Source organism: Glutamicibacter uratoxydans, assembly GCF_050753455.1.
Lineage (GTDB): Bacteria > Actinomycetota > Actinomycetes > Actinomycetales > Micrococcaceae > Glutamicibacter > Glutamicibacter uratoxydans_A.
Map to the genome: position 1 here is coordinate 1,072,060 of NZ_CP192736.1, position 14,787 is coordinate 1,086,846.

Genomic DNA, 14,787 nt, shown 5'->3' on the forward strand with positions numbered 1-14,787 from the left:
GGACACCCAGCATGGCTCATGAACCGCTCGAACAGCTCAGTGCACTGGCCTACGCCAAGGGACATGCCACCGGCAACGATTTCGTCATGTTGGCCGATCCTGAAGGACAGTTGGATCTGAGCGCTGAGCAGGTGGCAGCGTTGTCCGATCGGCACTTCGGGCTAGGCGCCGATGGTGTGATCCGTGCGGTGCCCACCAGCAAGCTCCCGGAATATGCCTATCAGGTTCAATCAGATCAGGACGCGTACTGGTTTATGGACTACCGCAACGCCGATGGCTCGATCGCGGAAATGTGCGGTAATGGGGTGCGGCTTTTCGTACACTTCTTGGTCCAAGAGAAACTCGTGGATCTTCCGGTCGGCTCCTCGCTACGGATAGGCAGCCGGGCCGGAGTCAAAGAAGTGACCCGACTTCCCGAGGGTTATGCGGTAAATCTTGGCCCGTGGGGGCTGATCCATGCCGAACAAGCCGCATCCTCCGCACTGGATAGCACGGTCCAATTGGCTTTCTGGGATCAAGCTCGCCCAGCACTGTCCATCACCATGGGCAACCCACATACAGTCGTTGCCTTAGCCGAAAACGCGGAGCTCGAAGAGCTTAACCTAAACGAGCAACCAGAAGTGTTTCCATCCCCGGACAACGGCACCAATGTTGAATTCGTTGTGCCCGCTGACCCGCTGGTGCTCGACGGGATCGGTCAGGTGAGCATGCGGGTATATGAACGTGGGGTAGGGGAGACGCTCTCTTGCGGAACCGGAGCCTGCGCCGCGGCGGCCGCGGTACGTTTTTGGGCGCGCAGTACCCTCATCGTCGATGATTGGGTGGTCAACATCCCGGGCGGCCAAGTAAGCGTGTCATTCCGAAAGAATGAGGAAGGGACCGAAGATGTGATCTTGGCAGGTCCGGCCCAATTGATTTCGCGCGGAGTTATCACCCGACAGTAGCGTTACGCAGTCTTCGGGGCGCGGCTGCGGCCGGGGCCTGAGTTAGTCCAGTGGACGCGAAATCTTCAGGATTCGGAAGCCCTTGGAGCTGGTCACCCGGGTGATAGTCCAAGCCTGTGGCAACTGCTCACCCAGCCACTTCTGAAGTGAATCGCTACCGAGATTCTTCTGGACTACTAACCAAGCTTGGCCACCGGGCGCTAACCGAGGCAACCACAAAAGCAGTAGTTCGTGGAGAGCTTCCTTGCCGATGCGGATCGGTGGATTGGACCAGATGGTGTCGAATTCCAGCTGCGCATCGATAGCCTCGGGACGAGCAATCTGCACATTGGATAGTCCCAGAGACTCGACATTGAGTCGAGCCAGCTCGATGGACCGGTCATTGACCTCCACCCCGTAGACACGCCCTTCGGGATTCTGTAACGCGGCGGTGAGTGCGATCGGGCCCCAGCCACAGCCAATGTCTAAGACGGTCCCGCGCGGAGTGGGGACATGGTCGAGTAAAACTGCGGTTCCCTTGTCCAAACCCGATGGTGAGAAGATCCCGGCGGCGGTCTGTACCTTCACGGATTGACCATTCAGCTGCACCGTGATGGTGCGCCGTTCATCGGCGGAAGCAGGCGTGGAGCTGAAGTAGTGATCCGAGGTCATAAAGGAAGGTTATCCCGCGGAGCCTAGGGGCAACAAACGATGTGGGATACGCAATATAGTCACCGCTACCGATTACTGATAGAGTTTTCCCTATGACTTTGATTTACGCCTAATTCCGTATCTTTACGGTAACTCAGGGATCCCGCCGAACTTCTGCACGCGCTTTTCACGCGCCACCGGCCGGAATGATCCCGGGGCGAACTCAAGTCTTTTCCCTTGCAACCCTTTTCTGCGGTACTGCTCAAGGTTTTAACACTTTTTCGTCCCATGTTGTTGCCATCCGCACATATCGACATCGAGATCAACACCTCAGGGGCCAACATGCCAAAACACTCAGAACCCTCTCGTGGCACATCGCCAATCGGGGGTAGCGCACACTATTCTGGAAAGTACAGCACTTCAAAGGGGAACATGACCAACACCGAGTCAAACGAGAACGACCTGCCTATGGATGAGCAGCAGATTCAGTCTGCCATCGAACGCATTCTTGCTGCAGATAATCAGCAAGCACCGGCGACCCACCGATTCGAAGCCGAGGACGAGGACCATATCTTCTCCAACCGGGCTACCGCACTGGACAGCTTCGTCCAAGATCACACGGAGTTCGATGGGTTTCAAGAAGATCTAGCCGAGCGTCGGGCGCTGCGTCGTGTTGCCGGGCTTTCCACGGAACTCGAAGACGTTACCGAGGTTGAAAATCGTCAGTTGCGCCTCGAACGTGTGGTGCTAGCCGGTATTTGGTCTGACGGTTCATCGGTTGATGCCGAAAATTCCTTGCGAGAACTGGCTGCGTTGGCTGAAACCGCAGGCTCGGAGGTCCTTGACGGGCTGGTTCAACGTCGGATGAAGGCCGACCCAAGCACCTATCTTGGCTCCGGTAAAGCTGAGGAACTACGCGCTATCGTTGCCGAGACCGGCGCAGACACGGTGATCGTGGACGATGAAATTTCCCCGTCGCAGCGTCGTGCGCTGGAAGACATTGTCAAGGTCAAGGTCATTGACCGGACAGCTTTGATTCTGGATATTTTCGCCCAGCATGCTAAATCCCGTGAAGGTAAGGCCCAGGTTGAACTGGCCCAGCTGGAGTATTTGCTTCCCCGCCTGCGTGGTTGGGGTGAGTCGATGTCCCGTCAGGCCGGTGGCCGGGTGGGTGCCGCTGGTGGAGGTATCGGTTCCCGCGGCCCGGGTGAAACGAAGATCGAAATGGATCGTCGGCGCATTCGCGACCGGATGGCTAAACTGCGGCGCCAGATCAAGGCGATGAAACCGGCTCGCGAGGCCAAACGTGCCAACCGCAAGCGCAACCAGATCCCATCCGTAGCGATCGCCGGGTACACCAATGCTGGTAAGTCGTCGCTACTAAACCGGCTGACTAACGCCGGAGTTTTGGTAGAGAACGCACTGTTTGCCACTTTGGACCCCACGGTGCGCCAATCCGAGACCGACGACGGTTTGACCTACACCTTGGCCGACACGGTCGGGTTCGTGTCAAACTTGCCGACCCAGTTGGTCGAAGCCTTCCGTTCGACTCTGGAAGAGATCGCGGATTCGGATCTGATCTTGCATGTCGTGGACGCTTCACACCCAGATCCGGAAGGGCAGATCGCAGCGGTCCGTAAGGTGTTGACCGAAGTTGACGCGATGAACATTCCGGAAATTATCGTGTTGAATAAGGCCGACGTGGCCGACCCGTTCGTGATTGAACGGGTTCGCAATCGCGAATCAAATTCGGTGGTGGTCTCGGCCTATACCGGTCAAGGAATCGATGAACTACTGGAGAAGATCAGTACCTCGATTCCACGCCCCGACATTCAACTCGAGGTTCTGATCCCTTATCAGCGTGGCGATCTGGTGGCGAAACTGCATCAGGCCGAAGCCGAAATTCTCGAAAGTGAACACCTAGATCAGGGCACTCGCATGATCGTCAAGGTCCGCAAGTCATTGGCTGCGGAATTGGAGCAATACAACATTCATGGATAGGCAGCAGCAGGCGTTGGACCTCCTGGACGCAGCGGTCACCGCGATGGGTGGCCAAAGCCGAACTGGTCAGCAGGAAATGGTTCGTCAGGTGGTTCGTTCTTTGGAAGAAGAAGAACACCTGCTAGTCCAAGCCGGTACCGGGACGGGTAAGTCGATGGGTTACCTGATCCCGGCGCTGGCTCATGCCCAGACCTCGGCCAAACCGGTCATCGTTGCCACCGCAACCCTGGCCCTACAATCCCAGATTGTCAGCCGTGATGTCCCACGCCTGCTCAACGCCTTGAAGGGAAAACTTTCCCGACCCATGGACGTGGCTTTACTCAAAGGCCGCTCAAATTACCTGTGCCAGTACAAGCTGGGCGGCGGCTACCCGGACGATGAAGGGGCCTTATTTTCCATGGATGATGCCCCGGCACCGGGGCAAATCTTCTCTCCTTTAGCCACCGAAGTCATGAAGCTGCGCGAGTGGGCTGAAGAAACCGAGACCGGTGATCGCGACGAACTCATCCCTGGGGTCTCAGACAAAGCCTGGCGTCAGGTGTCGGTCTCGGCCATGGAATGTCTAGGTGCACAAAAGTGCCCCATGGCTGATGAATGTTTCTCCGAAATGGCTCGGGCGCACGCTGGCGAAGCCGACGTGGTGATCACCAACCACGCCCTGCTGGCGGTCTCTGCCTTCGAAGGACTGTCCGTCCTTCCGGACTTCGATGTAGCCATCATTGATGAGGCCCACGAATTGCAGGACCGAGTGACCTCTTCGGTCGCTAGCTCGCTCTCCCCGCGCACGGTGTTGACCGCTGCCGGATCGATGAAACGACACTACGCAATGAATGTGGATGAACTGGTTAATGCGGCCACCCGGTTAGAGAAGTCTCTATCCGGGCAACCCACCGGTCTCTTAGAACGCGGTCTGGACGAAGCAACCGGCATTGCGCTCAACGACATTACCGAGCAGGCTCGGCTAGCGTTATCGTTGTCCAAACCCGAAGCTGGGGACCCGGTTGACGGAGGACGCCAAACCGCGCGTTCCCAGATGCAGGCGGTGCTGGATGATTCACTGCGGATGCTCGAGCATGAGGAGCGTCGTGAAGTCCTTTGGACCTCGCGACCACGAGAGTTTGTCGATGGACGCGGTTATGTCGAAGCGGACGATTCCCAACCTGCGACCCTAAACGTTGCCCCACTATCCGTGGCGGGGAAACTCCGCGAAGGGCTCTTCGATGGTCGGACGGTGATTCTCACCAGCGCGACCTTAGCCATTGGGGCCCAGTTTGATGCGGTGGCGGGCTCGCTAGGGCTGATGGGACAAGGTGCACCATCCTGGCAGGGTGTAGATGTGGGGAGCCCCTTTGATTACCCGAAACAGGGGATTTTGTATGTGGCCAAGCACTTGCCCAAACCGGCCCGGCAGCTTTCGGCCGAAACCCTAGATGAAATCGAAGACCTGATCGAGGCTTCTGGGGGAGGGGCCTTGGTGCTGTTCACCTCACGGCGCTCGGCCGAGGAAGCCGCAGCCATTCTGCGGCCAAAACTTGATGTCCCAATCCTCTGCCAAGGCGAGGCGAGCATGAAGTCGTTGGTTGCCGACTTCAGTGCCGATCGCGACGCTTGCCTTTTTGGCACGATGACTTTGTGGCAGGGCGTTGACGTGCCCGGTGAGGCCTGCCGTTTAGTGATCATTGACAAGATTCCGTTCCCGCGACCGGATGATCCGATCGCCAAGGCACGCACCCAAGATATCGCCCGACACGGAGGTAACGGCTTCATGCAGGTTTCTGCGGCTCATGCCGCGGTCCGTTTAGCGCAGGGTGCAGGCCGGTTGATTCGTTCGGTCAGCGATAAGGGCGTGGTGGCCGTGCTTGACTCTCGGATGGCGACAGCGCGCTACGGTAGCTACCTGAAAGCTTCCTTGCCTCCAATGTGGCCGACACCGGACAAAAAGGTGATCATGGGTGTGTTGAAGCGGATGAACCCGAACAAATAGTGGTTCATCACCAATCCATGGTTCAAGCTGGTTTAGCAACTTCTTTCAAGCACGGGAGGAGCCACCAATGAGCTACTCATGGGGAGAACTAGCAACCGAATCCTTGGACCAGGTGCACCAACAGTTTGGCCATCGGGTGCTGGGAATCGGAGGAACGTGGCTGGGAACACCGAACGCACTTCCCACCGAAGGACGTTTGCGGAGGATTACTGCCTGTCTGCGCAGTGATCTGCCCCCGGCGTTGTGGAACTACTGGTGGCAAGCCCACTATTTAGACGCGATCTGTGATGCTGGCTTCCATTTTTGGCGTGCCGAGAACTTGCAAGCGGCTAGAGTTCAGTTAGTGCGGGGCAAGCAGCTTGTCCGTGGTGTTTGGCTACGAAATCTGCTGCGCTTTTCCAACTATTTCTTTGATGATATGGCCTGGTTGGTGCTCGCCGCCGCACGTTTGGACCAGTTGGCGCTGGCGCTGCACGAGGAACCTAGCAACCTAGCACGCACCGTCCAACGCACCCTAGGCGCAGAACTTTACTCGGCACATGATCAGGTACTTGCCGGTGGTTTGTATTGGTCACGGGCACGGAATTTCAAGAATACGCCAGTGAATTCACCTGCAGCGCTTCATTTTGCCCGCAGCGGCGACACCGCTATGGCCAGAGCACTGGTCGGATGGATGCGTGAGCGACTCTACGATCCTCAGCTTGGACTATATCTGGACGGGATCCATCTGACCCAACACGGACATCGGCTGGACCGCAGAGTCTTCACGTACAACCAAGGACCAATTATTGGGGCTTTATTGGAGCTTGGACAGCCCGAGGATTTGGGACATGTAGCTGAGCTAGTTAGTGCAGTGAATAAGAATCTCGTCACTCCGACATCCGGAATCAGGTTGGAATCCGGGGCAGACGGGGGGCTCTTTACCGGTATCTTATGTCGGTATTTGGCGTTTGCTGCCAGAGATACACGATTGCCCCTCGCAACTCGACAGCTCGCGGCAACTTTAGTGGAACAAACTGCGATGGCTCTGCCAGCGCAGCAACCGTCTCAGTTATCGGGTGCCGTGCAACGTACAACGCTGTTCTTTGCTGCGGCAACCGTACGCTCAAGCCTCACGGAGGGCTAAGCTGCGGACTATCACTTAGGATCGAGGATCATCGTGGGGTGCGAAAACCCCCTGGGTCTTCAGGTTTTTCAGCCAGTGTTTTGCCACCTCCGATAATCTCACTGAAACCCATGAGGTTAGGCGCACGAATGCCACCAAGTACGCCATCGTACACAGCGTGTAGTCGCCGCACGCAGGCTCGATAAGACGAACGTCTTCGCGTGCGTGTGCGGTGATTCTGGTCTAGTGAGTGGCCTTTGCGCCACCTATTGGTTCGCTGTGTGATCCTAGTGGCCGCACATGAACCAGGATGATGTCTGCGGGGCTGTTGATCCTGGCGAAGGCTGTACGGCATTTCTTGGCTGAGACGCAGCCGTTCGTTGGGCCGCTGCTTGACTCATTGAGACCCAGTTGGGGACTTTGAACACCCATGTAGTGAGCTCGGTGAGAATGACCGAGGCCTGTCGCAACTAGAGTGCGTTCCGCTCCCGCAGGTACTACCAAAACGTCCACGACGCGGTCTTCGGCGGCACGGAACCCTGCATTGGCATGGTGCCGATTAGTCTTACTGGACAGCCTATTGCACCGACAATATCTCTCAGTGCGAGCACCGAGAACGCGATTATCACCATCACACGTATGCCGGAAACTTCCGGCCGTAGGCTACGGGCAAGGAGCACCAAAGCTAGGTCACCAAGTCCGAAGCAAGCTAGAAGGAGCGGGCTGATCAGCTCGTCTCACTGAGCTGACTAGAAGACTGTGGATCAGCGGGTGAAGTCTTTGCCCGGTGCTCAGCCGCTGCTGTTTAGAGTGAGCGCATCACCGAAACAACCTTGCCCATGATGGTGGCATTATCGCCAAGGATTGGTTCGTAGCGAGAGTTCTGCGGCAGCAGCCACGTGTGGCCATCGCGTTGGCGGAAGGTTTTGACGGTTGCTTCTTCATCTAGCAAGGCGGCGACGATATCGCCATTCTCAGCCGTCTGCTGGCGGCGTACAACAACCCAGTCGCCGTCGCAGATTGCGGCGTCAACCATGGAATCCCCGGACACACGCAACATAAAAAGTTCACCGTGACCAACTAGTTGACGGGGCAAAGAAAAGACATCTTCGACGCTCTGCTCGGCCAAGATTGGCCCGCCGGCCGCGATCCGACCCACCAGAGGCACCATCGTGGTGTCTGCTGATGAGCTCAGTTCAATAACCTTGTTTTCTTCCACCGGTTCAACTGCCCGTGCCGGAACCTTTTCCGCAGCCTCAGCTTCGTCGTTGAGCTGAAGTGGCAAGAGGATTTCCATCGCACGGGGGCGACGGGGATCTTTGCGAATGTACCCCAGCTTCTCAAGTTGCCCGAGCTGATGGGTTACCGAAGAAAGGCTGGCCAAACCTACTGCGTCGCCAATCTCACGCATCGAGGGCGGGTAGCCGTTATTACCGATGGCACGCTGAATGGTTTCCAGAATCTTTTTCTGCCGAATGGTCAGCGACCGAGCATTTGCACGGGGTGTGCGTTGTGATGCTGACATGTGAGTTCTGCCTTCCCTAGCGTTCGCAAATTTTTTCGATCTCACAAACTGTCGGTAGCGACTGCTGTGATATTCGCATGCTCGATTTACTTCGAAATCTTAGTTGATTTCCTAGTGTCTTTCAAAGATTTGTTCGAATTATGTGGACAAGTGTCGTGATGCTCTGTTAGAAAAGATGTACTAGATCCGAACATATATTCGAATCTGATGTTCGAATGATCGAAACTCGCAATTTGTTCCTTTGGAGAGGATGTCCGCCGTGGCTACGACAGCTTTAGATAAAGATCAGAACAGCACCCCGATGAGAATCAAACTGAACCGTCGTGGCTGGGTTGTTTTGGTGGGGATTCCGGTATTCTTGCTGACCCTGGCAGCAACATTTTTTGTGACCATGTTCAGTAATTCGGTCATGGCTTCGGTTCAGCAGCCGACGGGAGTGGAAGCGGTTGAAGTGACCGTGCTGCCCGGCGATACTCTCTGGGGTTTGGCCAGTGAGTTCTCTGAAGGATATGACATGGAGTCGGCCGTTCGTCAGATCGCTGAACTGAACTCCTTGGAGGGTTCCACCCTGCAAGCCGGGCAAACCCTCTATATTCCGGTAGCGGAGTAGCCCTCGGCCTACGGCTTTATTACCGGCCACGGCGTCACTGATTCACTGCTCAGGGCGCCGCCAACGTAGAATTGTTCCGTGAAAGACCGCAGTGAACTTCTAAGTCAGCTGCCCTTGCGTGAGAATCTCCGCGGGCTCTCCCCCTATGGTGCGCCGCAAATTGACGTGCCAATTCAGCTGAATGTCAACGAAAATACGCACCCCTTGCCACCGGAGGTAGTTACCTCGATCGCTGAAGAAGTGGCAAAGGCGGCGACTACGTTGAACCGCTACCCGGATCGTGAATTCACCGAATTGCGCGAACTTCTTGCCGCCTATCTAGGTCATGGCCTCAGCGCCGACCATATCTGGGCGGCCAATGGGTCGAATGAAATTCTGCAACAGATTCTGCAGGCCTTCGGGGGACCGGGGCGAAGTGTCATGAGCTTTGTGCCGACCTATTCGATGTACCCACTGCTGGCCAGTGGCACCGATACCGCATTTATCGCTGGTACACGTGCTGCAGACTTCACCCTTTCGGCCGAGTCCGCGGCCGCGCAGGTACGTGAACACCGGCCCAACATTGTCATCCTGTGCTCCCCAAATAATCCGACCGGTACTGCTCTAGGCTTAGACGTCATCGAAGCGGTCTACGAAGCGGCCAGTGAGTACGGCGCGATGGTGATCGTAGACGAAGCCTATGCCGAATTCTCCTTGGCCGGAACCAAATCTGCCCTCGCCCTCTTGCCCGGACGCCAACGGCTTATCGTTACCCGGACCATGTCCAAGGCATTCGCGTTGGCCGGCGCCCGGTTGGGCTATCTGGCCGCGGCACCTGAAGTCAGTGATGCGATTCGATTGGTGCGTTTGCCATATCACCTCTCAGCTGTCACCCAAGCAACTGCAATCGCGGCACTCAAGAATGTTGATGCCCTGCTTGCGGAAGTCGAAGAGATCAAGATTCAACGTGACCGGATCGTGAGCCGGCTGAACGAGTTGGGACTGAACCCATCGGTCAGCGATTCGAACTTCGTCTTTTTCGGTGGACTTGAAGATCCCGAAACGATTTGGCAGGGACTGCTCGAAGCAGGGATCATTGTACGTAACAACGGGATCCCTGGCACCCTGCGCGTAACCGCCGGAACCGAAGCCGAAACTACTGCATTTCTCGATCGGCTCAGCGAGCTACTCGAATCCGGAAAATAGCCAACTGCCAGCAGCAAGCGAAGGAAAAAGATGTCTGCCGAATCATTGGGTGGCCGCCGCGCCCGTATGGAACGTGTGACGAGCGAATCGTCGGTGTTCGTCGAACTCGACCTGGACGGCACCGGCCAGTCCGAGATCAGCACTCAGGTGCCATTCTTTGACCACATGCTCACCGCCCTGTCCAAGCACTCGCTGATCGACCTGACGGTACGTGCCACCGGAGATGTGCATATCGATGTTCACCACACCGTGGAAGACACCGCGATCACGCTTGGCGAAGTACTCCGGACCGCTTTGGGGACTAAAGTCGGCATTCGCCGCTTTGGCACCGCCTACGCGCCACTAGATGAAGCGCTGGCCCGTGCGGTCGTCGATATCTCTGGGCGCCCGTACCTAGTGCACGGCGGGGAACCAGCTGGCCAGGAGTACCACCTGATCGGTGGTCACTTCACCGGATCAATGACCCGACATGTCTTCGAATCGCTGACCTTCCACGCACAGATTTGCGCGCATATCGAAGTACTCTCCGGTCGCGATCCTCACCACATTGTGGAAGCACAGTTCAAGGCTTTGGCCCGAGCGCTGCGCGAAGCCGTTGAGGTCGACTCACGCATGGGAGATCAGATTCCGTCCACGAAGGGTGCGCTGTAGGTGGAAGCTAAGAACGTAGTCGTTCTTGACTACGGTTCGGGCAATGTCCGCTCCGCAGTACGAGCACTTGAAGCCGCCGGTGCAAAGGTTGAATTGACCGCTGATTCCCGAGCTATTTTGGAAGCCGACGGATTGCTGGTGCCCGGTGTTGGGGCCTACGCGTCGGTGATGGAGCAGCTCAAGGCCATCGACGCCCCACGTTGGATTGGCCGCCGGGTCGCCGGTGGACGCCCGGTATTGGGTATTTGCGTGGGCCACCAGGTGTTCTTTGAAGAAGGCGTGGAACACGGGGTACGTACCGAAGGGTTGGCCGAATGGCCCGGGGTCGTGGAACGACTAGAGGCCGAGGTCATCCCACATATGGGCTGGAACACGATTGCTGCGCCTGAAGGTAGCAAACTTTTCGCCGGAATCGAGAACGAACGTTTCTATTTTGTGCACTCCTACGCGGTGCAGCAGTGGGCCTTTGACATTACACAGCCAGCGATGACCGCACCGAAGGTAACCTGGTCTACCCACGGTAAGCCGTTTGTTGCCGCGGTAGAAAATGGGCCGCTCAGCGCGGTGCAGTTCCACCCGGAGAAGTCCGGTGCCGCGGGCAACCGGTTGCTGCGTAACTGGTTGGAGACGCTCTAATGATCTGGACCGTTGTATTAATGGGGATCGGCGCGTTCCTGGCTGGCGGTGCAATTTCCTTACGCCGCCAGAACGCCCATATTTCTTGGATCATCACCTGTTGGGCGCTGGCAGTCGGGTGCATTGTGGCCGGTTGGGTACTTACTCTCTAGCTAGACGAAGCTATTTCACTACACCTCAAAGGAAAAAATGAGCGAGCAAGCAAATCTTGAACTGCTACCAGCGGTTGATATTGCCGATGGTCAAGCGGTGCGACTGGTTCAGGGCGAAGCCGGTTCCGAAACCGGGTACGGGGATCCGCTGGAAGCTGCCCTGTCCTGGCAGACTCAGGGTGCCGAATGGCTGCACCTGGTGGATCTAGACGCGGCATTTGACCGCGGCCATAACACCGGCATCGTGCAGCGTATCGCCGAAGAGCTAAAGATCAAGGTCGAACTCTCCGGAGGCATCCGAGACGACGCCTCGCTAGAGCGGGCATTGGAATTTGGGGCGACCCGGGTCAACCTCGGAACTGCGGCACTGGAAAATCCGGAATGGACCGCACGTGCTATCGAGCGTTTTGGTGATCAGATCGCGGTAGGTCTCGACGTGCGCGGTACCACCCTTTCTGGACGTGGCTGGACCAAGGAAGGCGGCGATATCTGGGAGGTACTGGCTCGCTTAGAGGATGCCGGTTGCGCCCGATACGTCGTCACCGACGTGACCAAGGACGGTACTTTGCGCGGACCAAATGTGCAGCTGCTGCGGGAAATGTGCGCCAAGACGGACAAGCCGATCGTTGCTTCGGGCGGCATCTCCTCCCTGGATGACCTGCGGGCCTTGCGTGAGTTGGTGCCACTGGGTGTGGAAGGTGCGATTATGGGTAAAGCACTGTATGCCGGACGCTTCACGCTTGCTGAAGCTCTGGCCGTAGCCGCCGGCGAAGCTTAAAGTCAAAGCCGCCAGAAGGCCATTGAATGGGCCGAACCCAGAGATTTTCTCCGGGTTCGGCCCACATCACATTTAAAGCCTGAAGAATCGGCTCGAAGTCCTTGCGGGAGCTTATAGCATGGGAGGATGAACACCCAGCCTTCCGCACCTGAACCCAAACGTCACTTGCCCGGCCATATTGTTGCCGCCTTGGCGCAAGCGGGATCTGCCGCCGACTCCGCAGGTCAGTCGTGGGAAGGTCGTGACCTGAGCGGGGAAGGTAACCCGCTACACAACTTTGACAAGGATGACGGCAAAGCCGACGCCGCAGTGACCGAGGCATTGCTGGGGTTGCGCGCGGGAACTGGCGACGAGAGCGTGGTGCATCAGGCCCTAGCGAATGCGCGAGTATTTGTTGCTGTGGTGGCACAATTGGGCGAAGAAGCGATGACCGAACACGGGTTCGCCTCCGATAAGGAAGCGGATATGGCTTTGATCAAAATTAAAGCCCCGGACGGACGGATGGCGCTGCCGGTCTTTACTACCGTTGAACGACTGCAGGCATGGCATCCGGACGCGCGACCGGTAGCGGTCTATGCTCCACGTGCTGCCCTGTCAGCAGTCAGCGAAGAAGCCGAATTACTGGTCTTGGACCCGGGAAGCGACTTCACTTTTGTGCTACGGCGGCCCGGGGTATGGACCCTCGCCAAACAAATCCCCTGGACACCTAGCTATCAGGACGAAACCCTCGCCGCACTGGTTGCCCAAGCCACCGAGGGGCATCGCGAACTGCTTCAAGTTCGGCTAGGCCCAGGTAGGGGAGTAGGGTCCCGAGACGCGCAGAACAATCCGGTCGCCGGTGGCGGGGCAGGCCCCGAGCTTCAACTACAGTTCACCTTCGCGGCTGGAACCAGTGAAGCGAAGGCCCGTGAAATTACCGGGCAAGTACACCAAAAACTATCCACCACCCCAGAATTCGCTGAAGCCGTAGACTCTCTGGAAGTCAGTTTGCTCAGCACCCCAAGCTAAAAACATCAGAAGGGCTATATCACGGCATGAAACGGTACGGGCAGATCCTTAGACAGCCGGCAATTAGCGGGCTACTCATCCTGGGAATGGTTGCCCGACTGCCGCACTCGGCGCTGAGTATGCTGCTGCTACTGCATCTGGTGCTGAACTTGGAACAAACCTGGACCTCGGCAGGCCTAGTGGTCGCGTTGATGACTGTTGGTATTGCCATTGGTGCCCCCTGGCGTGGCAATCGCGTCGACGCGTGGGGTCTGCGTCGGGCATTGATTCCCTCGATCGTGATCGAAGTCGCGGTATGGGCTACCGTACCGCACGTGCCATTGGTCTGGATCTATCCGCTGGCGTTTATCGGCGGACTTTTCGCATTGCCTGTTTTTTCGGTGGTCCGCACCGCGTTGGGGGTGCTGACCACCGGCGAACAACGTAGATCCGCCTTCGCCTTGGATGCGATGGCCACCGAGCTGGTCTTTATTGTTGGACCTGCCTCCGCCGGAATTATCGCCACGCAATTAGACACCACCTTAGGCCTGACCGCCGTGGGAATTTTGGGTTCGCTGGGTGGGCTCGGACTCTACATCCTGAATCCACCGACCCGAACCGATGACCCGAAAGCGGTGGCTAAGCGAGTCAACGCGCACGAAGAACGCTTGGGCGCCGAAGCCAGTTTGGTGGCCGCGGCTCCGGCCGGTGTGCATGAGGTTGAAGGCGAATTGATTCTGGCCGGACGAAAATCCGCTCGCGCCCGGTTGGCCGAACGCGGACGGAAGGTCAAGAGCAACTTCAGCTGGATGAGCGCCTCGGTGTTGGCAGTCTTCATCGTTGCCGGCGGCGCCGGAGCGCTGCTCACTGGCACCGAAGTCAGCATTGTGGCCGAGCTTGAAATGCAGGGTAACCCTGGAGATCTGGGGCTCGTGTTCCTGTTCTGGTGCGGTTTCTCACTGATTGGTGGACTCGCCTATGGGATGCTCGATAAGCGGATCTCCCCGCTGCTATTGCTGCTGGGTATGGCCATCCTGACCGTGCCGATGTACTTTGCTACCGATACCTGGAGTTTGGCGTTACTCTCGGCGCTCCCTGGATTATTGGTGGCTCCAACCCTCTCCGCCGCTTCGGAATGGCTCACCGACCTGGTAGCTGAGCATCGGCGCGGTGAAGCCATGGGCTGGTATGGTTCGGCAATGACCGCAGGGACCTCACTTGGTTCACCGGTGACCGGTGCGCTGGTGGATCTCGCCGGTCCGGCGGTGGCGTTCGCTGGGATCGGGATGATCGCCATCTTGGTGGTGCTTATTGCCTTAGTAGCCCAGCAGATTCGCCGCCGCGTCCACCGCTCACGTAAACGTCGGTTGGAATCGGTCGTCTAGGCAAATGGCCGCAAGCGCGAATGCTCGCCAAACCCCGATTGCTCTCACGTAGTCCACCAGCCGACCTCTATCCGGCCTCCTCGTGAGCAATGGCCTAGGACTGGCTGGAACGCGAGCATGCCTGACGGTGCTGGCGATTAGTGAATGCGGTGCTTACGGGTTTACTGCCGGAAGCCGCAGTCGCGCTGGGCCACTGATCGGCTGATCGAGCATT

The 14,787-nt window shown here is 57.5% G+C and carries 14 protein-coding genes; 12 read left to right on the forward strand and 2 right to left on the reverse strand.

From position 1 onward, the window contains the following. Positions 1-11 precede the first annotated feature (11 nt). On the forward strand, positions 12-944 hold the full coding sequence (gene dapF, locus ACQQZ8_RS04955; protein WP_431711578.1) for a diaminopimelate epimerase: 933 nt from the start codon (positions 12-14) through the stop codon (positions 942-944). A gap of 42 nt (positions 945-986) precedes the next feature. On the opposite strand, the gene ACQQZ8_RS04960 is transcribed toward dapF, so the two are convergent. After that, the gene (locus ACQQZ8_RS04960) at positions 987-1,595 is read right to left on the reverse strand and encodes a class I SAM-dependent methyltransferase (protein ID WP_431711579.1); all 609 of its coding nucleotides are present in this window, start codon (positions 1,593-1,595) and stop codon (positions 987-989) included. A gap of 411 nt (positions 1,596-2,006) precedes the next feature. Here ACQQZ8_RS04960 and hflX point away from each other — a divergent pair, with 411 nt between their 5' ends. The 3 genes from hflX to ACQQZ8_RS04975 all read left to right on the forward strand — a co-directional run bounded on the left by hflX (position 2,007) and on the right by ACQQZ8_RS04975 (position 6,685). Beyond that, entirely contained in the window at positions 2,007-3,575 is a 1,569-nt protein-coding gene (hflX, locus tag ACQQZ8_RS04965) for a GTPase HflX (protein ID WP_431711580.1), read from the forward strand. Then, positions 3,568-5,559, forward strand: a complete 1,992-nt coding sequence (locus tag ACQQZ8_RS04970) for an ATP-dependent DNA helicase (protein WP_431711581.1) — start codon at positions 3,568-3,570, stop codon at positions 5,557-5,559. Before hflX ends, ACQQZ8_RS04970 begins: the two co-directional genes overlap by 8 nt. A gap of 67 nt (positions 5,560-5,626) precedes the next feature. Then, the gene (locus ACQQZ8_RS04975; RefSeq protein ID WP_431711582.1) at positions 5,627-6,685 is read left to right on the forward strand and encodes a glycoside hydrolase family 76 protein; all 1,059 of its coding nucleotides are present in this window, start codon (positions 5,627-5,629) and stop codon (positions 6,683-6,685) included. Positions 6,686-7,469: 784 nt separating this feature from the next. Here ACQQZ8_RS04975 and lexA read toward each other — a convergent pair. Continuing rightward, entirely contained in the window at positions 7,470-8,189 is a 720-nt protein-coding gene (lexA, locus tag ACQQZ8_RS04980; protein WP_431711583.1) for a transcriptional repressor LexA, read from the reverse strand. 259 nt (positions 8,190-8,448) lie between these two features. Here lexA and ACQQZ8_RS04985 point away from each other — a divergent pair, with 259 nt between their 5' ends. From ACQQZ8_RS04985 to ACQQZ8_RS05020, 8 genes are all read left to right on the forward strand, one after another. After that, complete coding sequence (locus tag ACQQZ8_RS04985) at positions 8,449-8,799, forward strand: LysM peptidoglycan-binding domain-containing protein (RefSeq protein WP_431711584.1); 351 nt, start codon at positions 8,449-8,451, stop codon at positions 8,797-8,799. Positions 8,800-8,877: 78 nt separating this feature from the next. Continuing rightward, positions 8,878-9,984, forward strand: a complete 1,107-nt coding sequence (locus tag ACQQZ8_RS04990) for a histidinol-phosphate transaminase (RefSeq protein ID WP_431711585.1) — start codon at positions 8,878-8,880, stop codon at positions 9,982-9,984. Between the two features lie 30 nt (positions 9,985-10,014). Continuing rightward, positions 10,015-10,635: an imidazoleglycerol-phosphate dehydratase HisB gene (gene hisB, locus ACQQZ8_RS04995; protein WP_431711586.1), complete on the forward strand. Its 621-nt coding sequence runs from the start codon at positions 10,015-10,017 to the stop codon at positions 10,633-10,635. Next, the gene (hisH, locus tag ACQQZ8_RS05000; protein ID WP_431711587.1) at positions 10,636-11,271 is read left to right on the forward strand and encodes an imidazole glycerol phosphate synthase subunit HisH; all 636 of its coding nucleotides are present in this window, start codon (positions 10,636-10,638) and stop codon (positions 11,269-11,271) included. Then, complete coding sequence (locus tag ACQQZ8_RS05005) at positions 11,271-11,423, forward strand: hypothetical protein (protein WP_431711588.1); 153 nt, start codon at positions 11,271-11,273, stop codon at positions 11,421-11,423. Before hisH ends, ACQQZ8_RS05005 begins: the two co-directional genes overlap by 1 nt. Positions 11,424-11,460: 37 nt before the next feature. Beyond that, the gene (gene priA / locus ACQQZ8_RS05010; protein WP_431711589.1) at positions 11,461-12,201 is read left to right on the forward strand and encodes a bifunctional 1-(5-phosphoribosyl)-5-((5-phosphoribosylamino)methylideneamino)imidazole-4-carboxamide isomerase/phosphoribosylanthranilate isomerase PriA; all 741 of its coding nucleotides are present in this window, start codon (positions 11,461-11,463) and stop codon (positions 12,199-12,201) included. A 126-nt stretch (positions 12,202-12,327) separates the two neighbouring features. Continuing rightward, positions 12,328-13,209: an SseB family protein gene (locus ACQQZ8_RS05015; protein ID WP_431711590.1), complete on the forward strand. Its 882-nt coding sequence runs from the start codon at positions 12,328-12,330 to the stop codon at positions 13,207-13,209. Positions 13,210-13,235: 26 nt separating this feature from the next. Beyond that, a complete protein-coding gene (locus ACQQZ8_RS05020; RefSeq protein WP_431711591.1) occupies positions 13,236-14,573 on the forward strand; it encodes an MFS transporter in 1,338 nt (445 codons plus the stop codon). The last annotated feature ends 214 nt before the right edge of the window (positions 14,574-14,787 follow it).

What these genes read in the sequence shown, in the direction of transcription:
- dapF (WP_431711578.1), top strand. Translation starts at nt 12, where the DNA reads ATGGCTCATGAACCGCTCGAACAGCTCAGTGCACTGGCCTACGCCAAG.
- ACQQZ8_RS04960 (WP_431711579.1), bottom strand. Translation starts at nt 1,595, where the DNA reads ATGACCTCGGATCACTACTTCAGCTCCACGCCTGCTTCCGCCGATGAA.
- hflX (WP_431711580.1), top strand. Translation starts at nt 2,007, where the DNA reads ATGACCAACACCGAGTCAAACGAGAACGACCTGCCTATGGATGAGCAG.
- ACQQZ8_RS04970 (WP_431711581.1), top strand. Translation starts at nt 3,568, where the DNA reads ATGGATAGGCAGCAGCAGGCGTTGGACCTCCTGGACGCAGCGGTCACC.
- ACQQZ8_RS04975 (WP_431711582.1), top strand. Translation starts at nt 5,627, where the DNA reads ATGAGCTACTCATGGGGAGAACTAGCAACCGAATCCTTGGACCAGGTG.
- lexA (WP_431711583.1), bottom strand. Translation starts at nt 8,189, where the DNA reads ATGTCAGCATCACAACGCACACCCCGTGCAAATGCTCGGTCGCTGACC.
- hisB (WP_431711586.1), top strand. Translation starts at nt 10,015, where the DNA reads ATGTCTGCCGAATCATTGGGTGGCCGCCGCGCCCGTATGGAACGTGTG.
- ACQQZ8_RS05005 (WP_431711588.1), top strand. Translation starts at nt 11,271, where the DNA reads ATGATCTGGACCGTTGTATTAATGGGGATCGGCGCGTTCCTGGCTGGC.
- priA (WP_431711589.1), top strand. Translation starts at nt 11,461, where the DNA reads ATGAGCGAGCAAGCAAATCTTGAACTGCTACCAGCGGTTGATATTGCC.
- ACQQZ8_RS05015 (WP_431711590.1), top strand. Translation starts at nt 12,328, where the DNA reads ATGAACACCCAGCCTTCCGCACCTGAACCCAAACGTCACTTGCCCGGC.
- ACQQZ8_RS05020 (WP_431711591.1), top strand. Translation starts at nt 13,236, where the DNA reads ATGAAACGGTACGGGCAGATCCTTAGACAGCCGGCAATTAGCGGGCTA.